Source organism: Paenibacillus sp. FSL P4-0127, from assembly GCF_038007325.1.
Lineage (GTDB): Bacteria > Bacillota > Bacilli > Paenibacillales > Paenibacillaceae > Fontibacillus > Fontibacillus macerans.
Genome location: NZ_JBBOWY010000001.1, coordinates 3,159,940 through 3,176,268, shown reverse-complemented (window position 1 = coordinate 3,176,268; position 16,329 = coordinate 3,159,940). Strand labels below are relative to the sequence as shown.

Sequence of the window (16,329 nt, the reverse complement as noted above, 5' to 3'; positions counted from 1 at the left end):
GATCATCTCATCCTTGCGACGGAGCCGCCATTCTCCATTTTCTTCGATATAACATTGCAAAAATGAAGGAGGTCATCCGGTTGCCCAGCAAGGACTTCGGTGGGATTCCTCCCTCGCTGGAGTTCCTTACGCCAAGAACCAGTGATGGCGTCTAGCCTCCACAGCAGGACGGTATACATCCTCTGCAGCATGGCGTAGTAGGACACAACCGTTCTCATGGAGTTCCTCGAAAATCGACTGGTATGCTTCATCAGATCCATCGTCCACAATAACGATATTAGTCAAGCCGTATTCTCGCAATTGCTTTACGTACCTAATCATCCTACATAAGCTCCAATTCGACATATTTTCACAAATTCTTTCTTTGAATATTGAGGGTATACCATCGAAAGGGTTGGCAGTAAACGAATAAACCGTAACCTTTTTGGTAAAAATTTCGGCTGAAATTTTACATAAAAACAGCTCGTTTTCGCCTCTGTTTGAAGAGTGTAAACTACCCTTCATTTCTACCATAAATGGAGTCGATTGGTGGTATGCTGATGAGTAACCAAAGCCCCTCCGGATTACGGAGAGGCTTCCTGTGGATGAGTCTTAATCATCTCTATTTATTACTATTTCGGGCTCTATCTTGAGCCCCTACTGGCTTCAGTCTGAACTAAATTTTTAGAATTAGTTGATTAATATTTTTGGTTGTTCATTTGCAGGCCCTACAATCGTGTTTCCGCCGAAACTGAGATGCTGACCATACTTCTCTACTATAAAGTCGTTAAACGATCCGTCTGTATCCACTGTGGCAATGACTGTGGGAGCCCCTTTTTTGGTGAACGTCATTTGGTCCTTGTCCCATGCATTTGTCCCTCTTGCTCCCTTATATCCTTTCAAATCCAGATTTAGCATCGTTTTTGCATCTCTCATTGCATTTTTCATTAATGTATCCAACGTCAGCTTCTTGATCTTTGCATCTTTCGCTTTTTCTTTCTTCTGGAAGTCTTCGTAATTATCTATGTTTTTACCATTACTTTGATGTACGCCTGCTTGGAGCAGTTCCAGCGTTTGACCCTCAATTGCAAAGCTCACATCCATTGTTTTTGATTTATACTTATATTGATACACATTCGGTTTGCCATCAAGGACAAACACACGATCCAACTTAGCCCCCTGCTTGACCTTTCCATTGGTAAGCTTGGATAATACCTGAGCAGCCTTTTTCTGCACGCTTGCCGGGGCAGCGTCAGGTGCATAATTGACGCCATGTACCTCGCCATTCTCTTCCATATAAACTTGTTTATTTTGTTTGGCATTCGATGAGATTGTACCCACCAGGTAGATTGACTCTGAGATGCTGACATACTTTGGTGTTTCCCCTGGGAACAAAGCTTCCCACGTTTCCTTCAGTTTGGTTTGATATTTTCCGCCGTTTAGATCTTCATAATTGATGTTAATACCGATATTTTCGAGCTTTCCATTCTTTTTATAAGTAATAATATCGTCCTTGAAGTTCTCTCTTTTAAAACTCACAATATCTTTCATGGCCGTTCCCTGAATTAACGTATACGTATTTCCTGTTAGCTCTTTAAGTTTATCCTGAGCCTGCTGCATAAGCTTCTCCTCAAGCTTAACATCTTGTGAAGCGTTGATATTCACCTTGTTAGGTGCATCTGCCTGAACAGGTGTTTGGCATCCCAGCAGACTTCCTGATAATAAAGCGACCCCGATTATAGGAATAATTTTCTTTTTGTTCATGTTTATAAACTCCTTTACTTTGCTATCTCATGGTTTTACTGAAATATAAGTTCATCTCCAAGCTGCTTTTCAATACATATCAGTCAATTAACAATTTTAGTTCTTCATTTGGGGGACCTACGATGGTCATTCCGTAAAAATCGATTTCCTGATTATACTTATCAATAATAAAGCTGTTAAACGATCCGTCTTTGTCAAATCTAGCAGTAACTGAAGGAGCCCCTTCTTTGGTGAACGTCATATGATTCTCGTCCCATGCATTTGTACCTCTTGCTCCCTTATATCCTTTCAAATCCAGATCCAGCATCGTTTTTGCGTCTTTCATTGCGTTCTTCATTAAAGTGTCCAATGTCAACTTCTTAATCTTTGCACTCTTTTCTTTTTCTCGTTCCTGAAATGCTTCATAATTGTCTACACCTTTACCATCGGTATGATATACATCTGCTTGGAGCAGTTCCAGCGTTTGTTCTTCAATTGCGAAGCTGACTTCCATAGCTTCTGATTTATACTTATATTGATACACATTTGGTTTGCCATCACGGACAAACATACGATCCAACTTGGCACCCTGCTTGACCTTTCCATCGGTAAGCTTGGATAATACCTGAGCAGCCTTCTTCTGCACGCTTGCTGAGGCATTGTCAGGAGCATAATTTACGCCATAAACCTCGCCATTCTCTTGCATATAAATTTGCTTATTTTGCATAGCATTCGATGAGATTGTACCCTCATAGTAGATTGACTCTGAGATATTCACATATTTCGGTTCTTCCCCTGGGAACAAAGCTGCCCACGTTTCCTTCAGTTTGGTTTGATATTTCCCACCGTTTAAATCTTCATAATTGATTTTAATACTGATTGTTTCGAGCTTTCCATCAGCTTTATAAGCAATAATATCGTCCTTGAAGTTCTCTCTTTTAAAATGGATAGAATCTTTCGTAGCCGTTCCTTGAATTAACGTATACGTATTTCCTGTCAATTCTTTAAGTTTAGCCTGAGCCTTTTGCATAAGCGTTTGCTCAGATTTAGCATCTTGCTCAATGTTCACATCCACGTTGTTATACGTATTAGCTTGAATCGGTGTATCATATCCAAGCAGACTTCCTGATAATAAGGCTACTCCGACGATAGGAAAAATTATTTTTTTGTTCATATTAATAACTCCTTTATTTTTTATTTTGCTTACCCACAGCTTTTTAATGAAATGCTTCAGTCACGTTGAAATGAATCTATAGAAAAACAGCAGTCATCCCCCCCCTCTCTGCCTTAGACCGAGCAGCAGCACGTTCAACTTGCTAGGCAATACAGCTTGAGCCATTTTAATTCAGCCTGATCTTTGCATTCCTTGGTTAGTCCGTTCCTATTTCAGATAGCTGCTTTAGCTCAATTTTAATTGAATAGATCGTTCCTTTAGAGGTGAATAGCACAGTCACGTCTGGAGAACCTGCTTTGGTGAAAGTTAATGTATCAAACCGGTATTCAAGTTTGGATACGTTATAATCAGCCAAGTCCAAATTCATCCATACTTTAGCTTGTTTCACTGTTTCCTCACGGATCTTGTCCAGCTCAATTGCTTTTGTTTTCTCGACTAAATCATGATATTTATTTTTATCATTCAATTTATTAAGTTGATCCGACAACGGAAAAGCTACAATCCTTGTGATCTGATTCGTATTTTTTTGTACATCAATGAGGACAGAACCCTTGTTTGTGTTGTACACGAACTTATACACCGGGTTTTGATTGGGCCTTAAGATCATTTGACTTACTGACCGTTTACTTTGTTTAAAATCCCCAACTTTATGAAAAGCTTGGTCCGCTGCATCTTTTGCTGCATCTGGAACCTGGTTCTCTCCAATCGTTTGTTGCGCATAAAACCAGTTACCTTGGTCAAATTCGATCGATCTGTTATCGTTGCGCGCCTCTATATGAAATGTGTTCGCACGATATTCGTACACGATCACTTCATTAATTCCTTCTCCCTGAGGAAAAATCTCATTCCAAGCCCTTTGCAACTGGCTTTTAAACTCTTGGTCCTCAATGTCATCAAAGCGAATCATCCCCGTATGAAAATGCTTGTTCCCATCCAAATCTCGCGCATAAAGTGTATCCACCTTCTCATTTGGATTTATTTTCATTTCTTTGACAAAAGGGTTGATATATTCAAGCAAGGATAGCCGCTCTATAGTTTGAGCCATGACAGGAGTTAGAAACACACAAAAAACAACCAATGCCGCTGCGATGACTCCCACTCTTCTTGTGAAGACTGGCTTTGGGGGTGGCACGCTTTTTGATTCAAGTTTTTCTACAATCTGTTGACTAATGCTATGCTCTGGCGTCTCCGTATCCCGAATCATTTGCTCCACCTGTTGAATACTTAGAGTTTTAGATGGATTTGGTGATTGACGCATTCACTCTTCCTCCTTCATTAACTTCCTTCGTCTGCAGTTTTTTGCGAAGACGTTCATACTTTTTGCGCACAGTTGCTGGTTTCATATTCAACATTTCACTAATCTCGTCAAAGTGATATTGATGAATCGCCCGGAGAACTAATATATGTCTCTCTTCGATCGTCAGTAAATTTAGAAAATCCTTCAGTGTAGTTTGACTGTCTATTTGCTGAGTCGAGGTCTCAGGCTGATCATATTTATAACGATCTATAAAACGAAGCCACCTTTTTTTGCCCCTGATTTGATTCAGACAGTAATTGTAAGCAATTTTGTACAGCCATGCCGAAAAACTCATATTTGGACGATACTTATGTATCTGTTCATACACTCTAATAAAAATTTCTTGCCTAGCATCCTCGGCTTCTTCCTTGCTTTTGAGCATATGGTAACAATAGATATACATTGGTTTTTCAAAGTTTCTTATAATTGACGCGAAAGCTTCCTTATCACCAAGCTTAGTCCTTTCAATCAGCATCTCAATTTCTTCTGAGTTTGATTTATACTCTCTGTGCTGTCTATCCAAAAATCATCCCTCCCCCCTCCTGGCTTTACTCTTAATACACCAATGCAGCTCATTTTGTGACAGCAACATCAAAAATAATTTGGTAACATCATCGACCTTGAAAAAATGAAAAAGAATATTTACGGGTATAAAACACTATTATTTCTCGATGTGATTCCCTTCATTGAATCACAAAAATAAAAGAAGAAAAACACAGCCTATAAAGGAAATAGCACTCTTCCAGATAAACCTTTTCATAACTCAAATAACGAGAGGTTTAAGTATAGAAGGGTGCTTATATCCCCATACAGATGTGTTTTCCTGTCTTACGATAAGATATGAATACGTTCTAAATTATGAAGCTTTAGCTGCACAAGTGTACTTCTGCATCTTTGCCTGCGGCAGAAACCGAGCCTGCTGCACCGCATAGCTGAGTAAGTAATAATGCAGCAGCAGCCACCCGAACGGTGCTTTTCCCCAAAACGTTTTTCCAAGATATGAGTAAACATAACCCCTCTCCAAATTCAATAAAAGAGTTGTCGTCTGCGATCAAAATGCGAATTTTCAATGCCCTTGCCCCTTTTTCGCCCGCTTTATGTTACAGTTTGACGGCAACGCCGCTGTCGAAGAAAAACAGCCACTTCTCATCCACCGGCCGGCCCGTAATCTCTTCCACCGCCTCAGCGTACAGCTCCAGCTGAAAGCGGTACGATGCCGCCAATGCTTCGACGCCGCCGCGGTGATCGAGGACCCGGTCGCTTTTATAATCCAGCAAAATCACCTTGCCGTCTACCAAAAACAGGCAATCGACGATCCCCTGAATCAGCACGGTTTCTCCCTCCAACTGCAGCTCCGCCGGCGTATCGGCCTCCGTCCCTGCGGCTTCCAGCCCTCCAAGCTTAGAAGACGCCCGGGCAGCGGGCAAGCCATAGCTGAAGGGCATCTCGCGTTTCACCCAATCGGCCCGCTTGAGCAGCTCGCCAAGCGGGCTGTGGAGCAGCCCTGCGATTTTGGCCGGATCGATTTCCGCCGCCAGTTCGGCCGTCATAATCTTCCGCTCCACGAGCCGTTCCAATGTGGACCGGACGAGCGCTTCTCCGGGGCCGTCCGCAAACGGCAAATGCTGCATCAGCATGTGATAGGCCGTCCCCCGCTCGGCCGGCGTGGCCTTGCGCTGTTCCATGAAACGCGGGCGGCGCAAATGAAGCCGGAACTCCACCTCGTTCTCCGGCGTCTCCCGCTCTTGCCGCAGCGCCGCCTCGGCGAAGAAGTCGCGCGCGGTTTCCTCCGGCCGCGTCAACAGGGATTTCATTTCCGTCACCGACGTTTTGGCGGAAATCCGGCTGGCCGCGGCGTAAGAGTACGTCCAATCCAGCCGGGCAGCGACTTCCCGGCGCAGCTTGGCGTCGGCGGGAGAGGCGGGCTGTACCGCCGCCGGTCCGCCGGACAGCAGCGCCTTCAGCGCCGCCGTATCCGGCAAGGTCCCTTCCGGCCCCGCCGCCATCGCTGCCGCCGCCTCGGCGCTGCCGGTTTGGGCCACCTCCCGCGAAGAGACGAACGCGACGTGCCAATCGGAAGCGTCGTCCGGCAATGCAGCGGACGCCTGCTCGGGCAACCCGGCAAACCGCCGCAGCTCCGCAGCGCTCCGGTGGCGGACGATCGCCGGCCCGATCCAGTCGAGATAACAGCGGCCCCGGGCCAGCAAATAGTCCGGCAATTGTTCGTCCGCCGCTTCCAGCGCCGCCCCCCATACTTCAACGGTTTTGCGTAAATTTTTTACCGCGGAGACGAGCACCAGCTTGTCCTTCGGACGGGTCAAAGCGACGTACAGCACGCGCATCTCCTCCGCCAGCAGCTCCATTTGCGCGCGCCGGCGGATGGCCAGATTCGGCAAAGTCGGGTAGCTGACGCGGGTTTCCGCGTCCACGAATTTCGGACCGAAGCCCATCTCCTTGTGCATCAGAAACGGCGCATTCAAATCCTGGCGGTTGAACATTTTGGACAATCCGGCCACAAACACGACCGGAAACTCCAGCCCTTTGCTTTTGTGAATCGTCATGATGCGCACCGCGTCGCCCTGCTCCCCGGAGGCCGCCGCCGCGCCGAGATCGCCGCCGTTTTCGCGCAGCCTTTCGACATAACGCAAAAAGCGGAACAAACCCGGAGCCTGCGCGGATGTCTCGTACTGCCGGGCCCGGTCCAGCAGGGCCAGCAAATTGCTCTGCCGCTGCGCTCCTCCCGGCAGCCCGTAGGCCCAGTCCAAGTATCCGGTCTCGCGGTAAATCACGCGGATAAGGCTGCTGAGATCTCCTTCCCTGGCAATGTTCCGCCAGTCGTTTAACCGCCGCAAGAAGCCGTTCAGCTTATTCGTCAATTCCTCCTTGTCCGCTTGATCCGGAGACGCGCCCCCGTCCCCGTCGTCCGCGGCTTCCGCCCCGGGTTCCCCTGTACCGGCGCGGGCCAGAACGGCTTCGTAAAACCTTCCGCCCGGAGCAGCCAGCCGGATCTCCGCCAGCTCCTCCTCCGACAATCCGAACAAAGGCGAACGCAGCACGGCCGCAAGCGGGATATCCTGCAGCGGATTGTCCACCACCTGCAGCAAGGAAAGCATCGTTTCCACTTCCGAGGCCTGAAAATAACCCTGGCTCAGCTCCCCGTATGCCGGGATGCCTTCCAGGCGCAGCTCTTCGATCATCGCCGGCGCCCAGGATAATGTCGAACGCAGCAAAATCGCCATATCGCCGTAGCGGACCGGCCGCATGGCCTTCAGCTGCTTATCGTAAATGCGCAGCGGCGCGCCGCCGCCATCCAGCATGCCGCGGATGCGCGCCGCGATCGCGCGCGCCTCAAGGCGGACCGTTTCCTGCACGGCGGCTTCGTCCTCGGCGCCGTCGACCGCGCCGTCCGCCGCCGAAGCTTCGGCGCCGCCGCCCGATTCCCCGGCATCGGCGGCCTCGCCTGGCGCCCCGTTGTCCCGGTCGATCAGCAGCAGCTCGGGACGGTAATCGTCCCCCTCGCCGTCCGGGAAGCCGTCCCCGTACACCAGCTCGGCGCGCGAATCGTAGGCGATCTCGGCCACGCTTTCGTTCATGATTTGCCGGAACAGCAGGTTGACCGCGTCCACCACTTCCCGCCGGCTGCGGAAGTTGCGGGCCAAATCGATGCGCAGGCCCGCTCCGGCAAAATCGTCGCCGTAGCTCCGGTATTTCTCCAGGAACAACCCCGGTTCCGCCAGACGGAAGCGGTAAATGCTCTGCTTGACGTCGCCGACCATAAACCGGTTGCCGGGCGTCTCCCGCGAAATGAGCCGGACGATCGCTTCCTGCACGGTATTGGTGTCCTGGTATTCGTCCAGCAGCACCTCATCGAACTGCTGCCTGTATTCGAGCGCGGCCTCGGAGGGGCGCATTTCGTCCGGCGCGGAGTCCGGATGGCGCAAAATTTGCAGGCAATAATGCTCAAGGTCGGAAAAATCAAGCCACCCCTTGGCCACCTTTTCCCTTCGGTAACGTTCGCCGAATTCGCTGACCAGGTCGGATAACGCGCCCAGCAGCGGCGCCATTTCGCGCAGCTCCCGCAGGAACTCCTCGGCCGGACGGCCGTACAGCTGGGTGCGCAGATCCGCGATCGTTTTTTTCGCTTCCTCGCGCAGCGCCTTGACCCGCTCCTGCAGGTCCGGATCGGTTTGATCCTTTTTGCAGGGCTTCAGCTTGCCGAATTGGACCGTCTGAAAAACCTCATAAAGCGAAGCCCATTTTCCGGCGGCCACAGCCTCCTGCAGACGTTCCACAAGGGCCAGCTCCTCCTCCAGCGTCGCCGCGTACGGCTCGGGTCCGCCGGGCGCCAGCGCCAGCGCTTTGGCCTGGGACAGGAGCCCTTTGGCGCCTCCCAGCGTAAGCGCCGTATCCGCCAGGATGCTGGCGACCCATGGGGTATTTTCAAGGGCCGCAGCATCGGGGGCCGAGAATGCGGCTGAAGCCTGGCGCAGCCAGCCCTCCGGCCAAGGATGGCTGCGGGAGAATTCGTACAGCCGCAGCGCCAGGGCGAACACCGCGTCGTCGCTCCGCTCTCCGCCAAACAGATCGACGAGCGTGAGGAAAGGGCTGCCCGGTTCGGCGGTGCCGTATTTTTCCTCAAACAGCTGCTCCAGCACCTCCTGCCGCAGTAGGGCGGTTTCGCTTTCCGACGCGATCCGAAAGCCCGGATCGAGCGGAATCAGCGTATAATAGCGCTGGATTACCTCCATGCAGAAGGAGTGCAGCGTTGTGATCGAAGCGCGGCCCAGCATGGCCAGCTGTCTGCCGATTTCGGCGTTCGCCGGATCTTTGGCCAGCTCTTTTTCCAGCGCCTCCGTGATCCGCTGCCGCATTTCTGCGGCGGCCGCCTTGGTGAACGTGGCGACCAGCAGCCGGTCGACGCTAAGCGGCCGCTCCGGGTCCGTCAGCTTGCGGATAATCCGCTCCACAAGCACCGCCGTTTTGCCCGAGCCCGCCGCCGCCGCGACCAGCATGTCGCCGCCGGTCAGGGTGATCGCCCGCCATTGGTCGTCGCTCCAGATGCTTCCTTCCGGTTTGGCCGGGACCTTCATCATGATGACGCAGCCTCCTTTCCGCTTTCGTGGGCGCTTTTTTGCCCGCCTTCGCGTCCTGTCTCCATCCGCCGCCCCTGTTCCAGAAGCGTCCATATCTCCTGCTTCCCGGGTTTGCTCAACATTTGATAAGAGCTGCCCTCCAACGACTCCTCAAACCGGCAAACCGGCTTGTACACGCAATGCGTGCACGCCGTTTCCATCCCGATCCGGTACGGGGCGATCCGCACGTCCCCGTCGGTGATGCGCGTGCCGATCTCGGTGATCGTTTGCCGCACCGAGCGCAGCAGCGTTTGCCACTGCTCCGGCGCAGCCACCGAGGCGCTGCTGTAAAATCCGCCGTCCGCCTTTACCGCCACCGGCAAAATATCGGAGTACCCCTTTTCCAATTGTCCGTCCATTTTCGCGATGACGTCGCGATCCGCCAGCAGCAAGCCCTTCATCTTGAAGCGCTTGAGCAGTTCCTGATGGGCCTGTTCCGGGCTCATGCCGTTGCTGCTCTGCAGCAGGGGATTATGCACATGGAAGTATAAGGTGCCCGCCGGGATGGCCGGACGCCCCAGCCACGCCTCCGCCGACGACAACAGCACGTCAAGGTACGTCAGCATTTGCAGCGACAAACCGTAATACACCTCGTGCAGCCTTAGGTCGGTTTGGCTCGATTTGTAGTCGATGACCCGCAGCAGCAGGCCTCCATCCCCCTCGGCCATATCGACCCGGTCGATGCGGCCGACGATTTCCATGACGCAGCCGTTCGGCAGCTCAAACGTCAGCGGAGGCAGCGGCCGGCCCGGGCCGAAATCGAGCTCCAGCCCCACCGGCTCGAAGCTGCCCCGCCGCGCCTGCTCGCCCAGGATCAGCGACGCCCGGCCCACGATCGTTTTCAGCTTGCGGGATATGTAGCCATAACGCTTCGAGCTGAGCAAAATCTCGCCCTGCAGCTTCGGCGCCAGCTGATCCACGGCCGCATCCGCTTCGCGCAGGCACTCCTCCGGCGTCAGGGAGCCCCAGCTCCGGTTCTGCGCCTTGAACGTGACAGCCATCGCGCTCAGCGCGGCGTGGAACAGCTGGCCGATATCCGGCGCTTTCAGGCGGTACAGCTGGCGTTCCTTCAGCTTTAGCCCGTGGGAAGCGAAATGCGCGAAAGGACAGGCCGAAAATTTCTCCATCCGCGACACGCTTGTCCGCAGCCGTTTGCCGTACAACTTGCGGCTGGTCGCCGGAGTCAGTCCACGCACCCGGTTGCGGTAATCGAGCGAGCCGAGCAAAAGGGCGGTTCTTTCTTCCCACTCCGGCTTGCCTCTGTACCACTCTAGTACGCTCCACCACACCGGCGATACGGCTTCCCCCGCTTTCCACAGGCGCAGCTGCCCGATCAGCGCGGACAACGCCGGCCCGGGCCGCGACACGTACTGCAGCTGTGCTTCATCCTGGCCGGCCCCGCTCCCGGGTTCGGCAACGGCTGGCGGCGCCTGGCCAATAAACTGTTCCCGCAAATCCGGGAAAATCCGCCGTACATGGCGGATTACTTCGGAGGGCAGCAACGCCCCTCCATCTTCGTCCGCCGCCGCATAACTGATCCACAGCGACCTGCTGGGCAAAGTCAAAGCGCCATAGATCAAAAACCGCTCATCAAGCAGCTTACGGGCCACCCCGGGCGCGAGTTCAAGACCGATTTCCGCCAGCCTGAGGCGCTCCTGGTCGCTGAGCACGCCTTCTTCCTGCAATGCCGCCGGCATAATCCCTTCATTAACGCCGATCAGAAATAAATGCTTAACCGCCCCCGAACGCGTCCGGTCCGTGCTGCCGACCAGCACCTGATCCAGGGACGGAGGCACCAGCGACAGCTTGAGATCCTTAAGCCCGGTTTCCAAAACCCCGGCGAACAGCTCCAGCTCCAGCACTTCGCCGCCCATCATTTCAACGATCTGATCCAGCAGATCCAGTACCGCCCCCCAAAGCTGCCGATGCTCCATGGCCCGCTGGGGCTGGCCTTCTTGCAGCATCATGTGCGCCAGCAGATCCAAATGCCGAGCCGCTTCCGTGTCCTCAAGCAGCTGGTAGACGGCCGTGCACATCTCCGCCGCCGTCTTCGCTTTTTTAATCCGCTTCTCAAACGCCGCAAGCGGCTTCGCTACGGCCGCCCGGCATTGCTCCAGCATCTGAAGCCCCGCTTCCCCTTGGGCCGACGTCCGCCCCTTATCTTCGCCTTGTTCCAGCGACAGACTTGGCGCGGCTTTCCAAGGCCGCCCGTCATACCACCGGTAGCCCTGGATTCCGCTGGCGAGCACGTAATTTTCCAGCATGTCCATGTGCGCGCGCGTCAAGTTGCCGCCCGGCGGCAGCAAAAAACCGCTTTTGACGCAGCGGAACACGTCTTCATATTTCCAGTAACCGATCACGACATCCAGCGCCGCGCGGATAAATTCGATCAAGGGATGGTGAAGCATGCTCTTTTTCCGGTCCATAAAATAAGGGATGCCGTACTCCTCCATAATCGGGGCGATCAGATGATCGTAATCATCCAAATTCCGTACCAAAAGAGCCATCTCCCGCCACCTGACGTCTTCCTCGCGCGCCAGCCGCACCATCTCGCGGGCCGCTCCCTCCACTTCGGCGCGGCGGTTGCCAGCCCGGCGAAGGGCCAGCGCCCGCCCGAGATCCTTTGGCGCTGTGGTGCCGGGCCACGGACTGCGGCGCTCATATGCCGATTCCAGATAAGACAGCGTTTCGCTTTCGCGGAATCGCGGGATTGGCCGCCGGTCCACAATCTCCGTCCGCCCGGTTTTAACGCCGGCTTCTTCGGCTATGCGGAGCAGCTTGGTGTAGGCGACCGCCGGCCCATAAAACAGGTTTAATTCATGCGGCACCACGCCGTCGTCGTAAGGCCGGTCAAGCGTCAGCGCCACGGTGACGTTCGACGCGGCCTTAAGCAGGGCGCCGATCGCCGTGTATTCCTGAGGGGTAAACGTATGAAATCCGTCGATCCAGATTTCCGACCCGCGCAAATACGCCGATTCCGCCGCCCCTTCCGCCAGCTTGACCACATGATCTTCGTTATCGATATAGAGCTTGGCCAGCTCGGCGTCGAATTCGGCGAACAACAAGCCGAGGTCATGCATTTTATCCACCAGCAGCCGGGATTCTCCGGCGGCGGATTGCAAAAATTGATGGTGTTCCGGCAAATGGGAAAAATCCACATTGAATTTTTTCATTTCCGTATAAAGCGCGGCAATCCGGTCGATCAGTCCAAGCTGGTCTCCGCCGCGGCCGAACAGCTTCAGCTCGCCGCGGCGCCGGCGCAGGATTTTGTACAGCAGCATTTTTTTGCCCTCGTCGTTGATCGGCACCAGCGCCGCCCCGCCCGTCTCCTGCATAACGCGCAGCGCCAAACGGCGGAAACCGAGCACCTGGGTGCGTACGGTTCCCTTGAGACCCGGCGCGGTTACGATGCTCTGCTCGATCTGGAACGTTCCCTGCTCCGGAGCGAGAATAATCAGCGGCGGACCCGCGGGATTTTCCCGCAGCCGGGCGAGAACCCGCTCAAGAATCAGGCTGCTTTTGCCGCTTCCGGAACGGCCGATGATGAACTGTAAAGACATGGGATCCCCTCCTACTACCACGGACGATTCGTTCAACCAACAGTATAGCATAGATGCGCTCAAACCTTCGCACCTGCTAAGTTGAACTAATGATTGTAACGGATTTTCCATTATTGAATGAAATAGTTGCAAAATGTACAGTTACTATTCGGAAATGCTGCCAAAGCGTTTGATTAAGTGTAAAACAGAGTCAATTTCATAATTCGATTCGAATATAGAGCTATAATTACCGAAAATAAAATGCTGCTTGTTTAAAAAAATACGGTTATGCTGCTTGAGGCAGGCGTTTATTCAACTTATCGAGTGCAAACTTGGTTAGGTTGTACGCAAGTATACTGAGTTGGAAGTCGACGTTGGCTCGGACACCGCGGTGACGTGTTCGTTTCAATCCATAGTAACCCTTGAGATAGGCAAAGACACGCTCGACAGCCGTTCGCTTTTTGTACAGTTCTTTAAACCCTTTGCTGCCTCTTGCCGGATAGGTGTGCTTACGCACGTCCGTTTCGATCCGAATTTTAAACACCTTTTGGCAGCCGGATTCCGCAAACGGACATTCCTTGCACTCGCTTGGACGGGTATACCGAAGTGTCTCATACTTGGGATCAAAGCTGTCGTACCGATAGGCGTGGCCTTCTTTGCAAACCGGACCATAATCAAGATTCATCCCTTCCGGCGGAGCCGTATGGTGGATGATATCAATGATCGGGTAAGCTTGGAGCGAACGAATCAACTCGTAAATGGGCGTGCTGTCGTAGCCTTTGTCCCCCAACCCATATTTCACCTTCAGCATGGGAAACTTAAGTGGAAGACCTTTGAGCAACAGTACAGCCATGCGTTGGTCGTTCAAATGAGCCGAGCTCAGTACCCCGCTGAGCACATACTGACTATCGGTATCCACTACGATGTTGGCTTTATAGCCATACCAGGTGGTGAGCTTGCCTTTCGAATTTTTCTTGGTGCAACGCGAAGCAGACCTGGGCATCGCTTCAAACAGCTCGTCGTAGGTGAAGGGCAACATGTTTTCTATTTTCTTTTCGAAAGGGGGCAGGCTCGCCTCGTATGCTTCCCGTTCTTTACGGCGGCGCTCCTTTTCTTCGGCCGAGCAATTTCCACGCCCGTAAACCGGCTTTGTCGGCTTCGTGGGTTCGGTCTCAGACACGGGGAGAACGGGCTCCATTTCGAGCTGTTGCACCGAAGATTCCTTCTTTTGCTTCTGTTTCCTTGCGGCTCGGCGTTTGGCAGCAGATTCTCCATATTGGCAGTCCCACGCTTCAACCGCCGAGGAATCGACGGCGATATGAGCTCCCGTTAAGAAACCCTCGGCATGAGCGGCTCTCACCAAACGGTCCAGCACCTGTTCGAGCAGACCCTTTTGCTGCAGCGCCAGATTCAGCCGAGAGTAGGTCGATTCGCTTGGTATACGGTCCGAGCCGGTGAACCGGCATTGGATGCGAAACTCCTCGCTGCTTTCCAGACGTTTTATGATGGAAGAGACGAATTCTATACCCTCCATCTTTGCGATGAGCAGCGAATATACCATGGCTGGATAATTTAATTCTTCCTTACGCCCGCGACGTTTTGGTTTGCTGAGTGCCTGCATGACTGGGGCAAGATCCAAATGCTCGAAGATTTGGCTGTACTTATCTTCGGGGCGCATTTCCATTAATTCCTCGAAGGAAAACAACTCCGTTTGGCGAATTGAATAGATAGGGATTACCTCCGTTTCTCTTTCTCGAGTTTGGTTTGGTCACTATTACTTCGAGATTTGGGGAGGTACTCCTTTTTCTATGCCCAAAAAATCCAGTTATATCAAGCGTTTTGAATTATGAAATTGACTCTGATTTGCAATTCATGGTCAGAGTGAGGCCAGTCAAGCACTCGTTTTGCCCGCCATCCCGCCATGCGAAATCAATAGGTTAAAATTTTACTCGTACTCCGTCTGTACAGCATCAACGGTTAAGCCGATTTTGGTTCTACGAAAGTTGATTTATAAATTCTGTAATATTTAAGCAAAACGCCATTCCCCCAAGTTTGGAGAAATGGCGTGTAAACTTCCGGTTTCACGATGCCGAATCAAAACGTTTTGCTGCGCACCTCAAAGATCGCAAATTTTAAATAGTGCCCCTCATCCACGCCGAGGATTTGCGGATGGTCTTTTCCGGCCGCCCGCCATTCGATCAGCCGCAGCACTTTTCCCGCATCCTCCGCCGCTTCCAGAATCGTCTCCAGAAACAGGTCGGGACGCATATGGTAGGAGCAGCTGGCGGTCACCAAATACCCGCCTTCGTTAACCAGCTTCATCCCGTGCAGATTGATGTCCTTGTAGCCGCGGCATGCGCCTTTAACCGCGCTTTTTGTTTTGGCGAACGCCGGCGGATCGAGAATGACCACGTCCCAGGTCCGGCCGCCTCCGGCAGGAAGCGGCACGGAGGTATCCACCATGCCGCCCGGCGCAGCCCTGCGGGCGCGCTCCTCCACTCCCTTTACTTGGCTGCGGAGATAGTCAAACGCGTCGGCGACGACAAATTCCACGCGGTCTTCAAACCCGTTGAGCTCCACGTTCCGCTTCGCGCTTTCGATCGCGTGCTCGGAAATATCGAGGCAGGTCACTTTTTTGGCGCCGTATTTGCAGGCATGCAGCGTGAAGCTGCCCGTATGCGAAAAGCATTCCAGCACCGACGCTCCATCCCAGTAAGGAAAGGTCACCTCTTTACCGTTGCGGTTGACGGGAGCAAGCCGGACGCCGCCATCCTCCGCCGGGAGCTCCTGCAGCGCAATCCCGCTGCGTCCGCCCCAGCCCGTCATCAAAGGCTTGATCGAAGCCCGGTTTTCGCGCTGGTCGAAAAAATATCCCGTCTTTTGCCCCTGCTCGATATCGACCTCGATCTTCAGCCCGTTTTCCGTTACGATCACACGGCGCGGCGGATTGCCGTAAACCGGCCCCTTTACCTGCATGAGGCCCTCCATCTCGCGTACGGCCACGTCGCTCCGCTCATATATGCCGACCGGCCGGAGCACTTCCGCCAGCGCCGCTACGATATTTTCCCGGCAGCGGTCCACCCCCAAGGTCAGCAGCTGAACGACAAGGACATCGCCGAACTTGTCCACGATCAGGCCCGGCAAAAAATCGGCTTCGCCGTAGACAAGCCGGTACGATTGTTCGTTCACGAACCGCTCGCGATGACGCAGGCAGTCCGTAATCCGTTTGACGAAGAAGTCCTTGTCCATTTCGGCCAGCGGCTGATATGAAACCGCCCGGACCGTAATTTGCGAAGCCGGATTGTAATATCCTGTCGCCAAATATCTGAGCCGATGATCGACGATGTCCACCAGGCTTCCCGGAGCCGGATCGCCCTCGACGGATGCAATTTCATTGCGGTAAATCCACGGATGCCCTTTTTCCAGCCGTTTTTTGCGGCTTCGCTCTAAAATGACTTTGGCCAC

General features: G+C 53.1%; 9 protein-coding genes. All 9 read right to left on the bottom strand.

From position 1 onward, the window contains the following. Positions 1–669: 669 nt before the first annotated feature. Complete coding sequence (locus NYE74_RS14165; protein WP_124333042.1) at positions 670–1,743, bottom strand: hypothetical protein; 1,074 nt, start codon at positions 1,741–1,743, stop codon at positions 670–672. Positions 1,744–1,822: 79 nt separating this feature from the next. Further along, positions 1,823–2,896 carry a hypothetical protein gene (locus NYE74_RS14160; RefSeq protein ID WP_036621289.1) on the bottom strand — a complete coding sequence of 358 codons (1,074 nt, stop codon included), beginning with the start codon at positions 2,894–2,896 and terminating at the stop codon, positions 1,823–1,825. A 196-nt stretch (positions 2,897–3,092) separates the two neighbouring features. Further along, a complete protein-coding gene (locus NYE74_RS14155; protein ID WP_036621287.1) occupies positions 3,093–4,154 on the bottom strand; it encodes a hypothetical protein in 1,062 nt (353 codons plus the stop codon). Beyond that, positions 4,129–4,716 carry an RNA polymerase sigma factor gene (locus NYE74_RS14150; protein ID WP_036621284.1) on the bottom strand — a complete coding sequence of 196 codons (588 nt, stop codon included), beginning with the start codon at positions 4,714–4,716 and terminating at the stop codon, positions 4,129–4,131. Before NYE74_RS14150 ends, NYE74_RS14155 begins: the two co-directional genes overlap by 26 nt. A gap of 343 nt (positions 4,717–5,059) precedes the next feature. Beyond that, positions 5,060–5,263 carry a hypothetical protein gene (locus NYE74_RS14145; RefSeq protein WP_082207722.1) on the bottom strand — a complete coding sequence of 68 codons (204 nt, stop codon included), beginning with the start codon at positions 5,261–5,263 and terminating at the stop codon, positions 5,060–5,062. A 30-nt stretch (positions 5,264–5,293) separates the two neighbouring features. After that, positions 5,294–9,286: a helicase-exonuclease AddAB subunit AddA gene (addA, locus tag NYE74_RS14140; protein ID WP_036621281.1), complete on the bottom strand. Its 3,993-nt coding sequence runs from the start codon at positions 9,284–9,286 to the stop codon at positions 5,294–5,296. Next, a complete protein-coding gene (gene addB, locus NYE74_RS14135) occupies positions 9,283–12,885 on the bottom strand; it encodes a helicase-exonuclease AddAB subunit AddB (RefSeq protein ID WP_124333043.1) in 3,603 nt (1,200 codons plus the stop codon). Before addB ends, addA begins: the two co-directional genes overlap by 4 nt. Before the next feature lie 265 nt (positions 12,886–13,150). Next, positions 13,151–14,548 carry a transposase gene (locus tag NYE74_RS14130; RefSeq protein WP_155621591.1) on the bottom strand — a complete coding sequence of 466 codons (1,398 nt, stop codon included), beginning with the start codon at positions 14,546–14,548 and terminating at the stop codon, positions 13,151–13,153. A 410-nt stretch (positions 14,549–14,958) separates the two neighbouring features. Then, positions 14,959–16,329 carry a class I SAM-dependent rRNA methyltransferase gene (locus NYE74_RS14125; RefSeq protein WP_124332470.1) on the bottom strand — a complete coding sequence of 457 codons (1,371 nt, stop codon included), beginning with the start codon at positions 16,327–16,329 and terminating at the stop codon, positions 14,959–14,961.

Coding starts and splice junctions, on each gene's coding strand:
- addA (WP_036621281.1), bottom strand. CDS start 9,286: ATGATGAAGGTCCCGGCCAAACCGGAAGGAAGCATCTGGAGCGACGAC.
- NYE74_RS14155 (WP_036621287.1), bottom strand. CDS start 4,154: ATGCGTCAATCACCAAATCCATCTAAAACTCTAAGTATTCAACAGGTG.
- NYE74_RS14160 (WP_036621289.1), bottom strand. CDS start 2,896: ATGAACAAAAAAATAATTTTTCCTATCGTCGGAGTAGCCTTATTATCA.
- addB (WP_124333043.1), bottom strand. CDS start 12,885: ATGTCTTTACAGTTCATCATCGGCCGTTCCGGAAGCGGCAAAAGCAGC.
- NYE74_RS14130 (WP_155621591.1), bottom strand. CDS start 14,548: ATGGAAATGCGCCCCGAAGATAAGTACAGCCAAATCTTCGAGCATTTG.
- NYE74_RS14165 (WP_124333042.1), bottom strand. CDS start 1,743: ATGAACAAAAAGAAAATTATTCCTATAATCGGGGTCGCTTTATTATCA.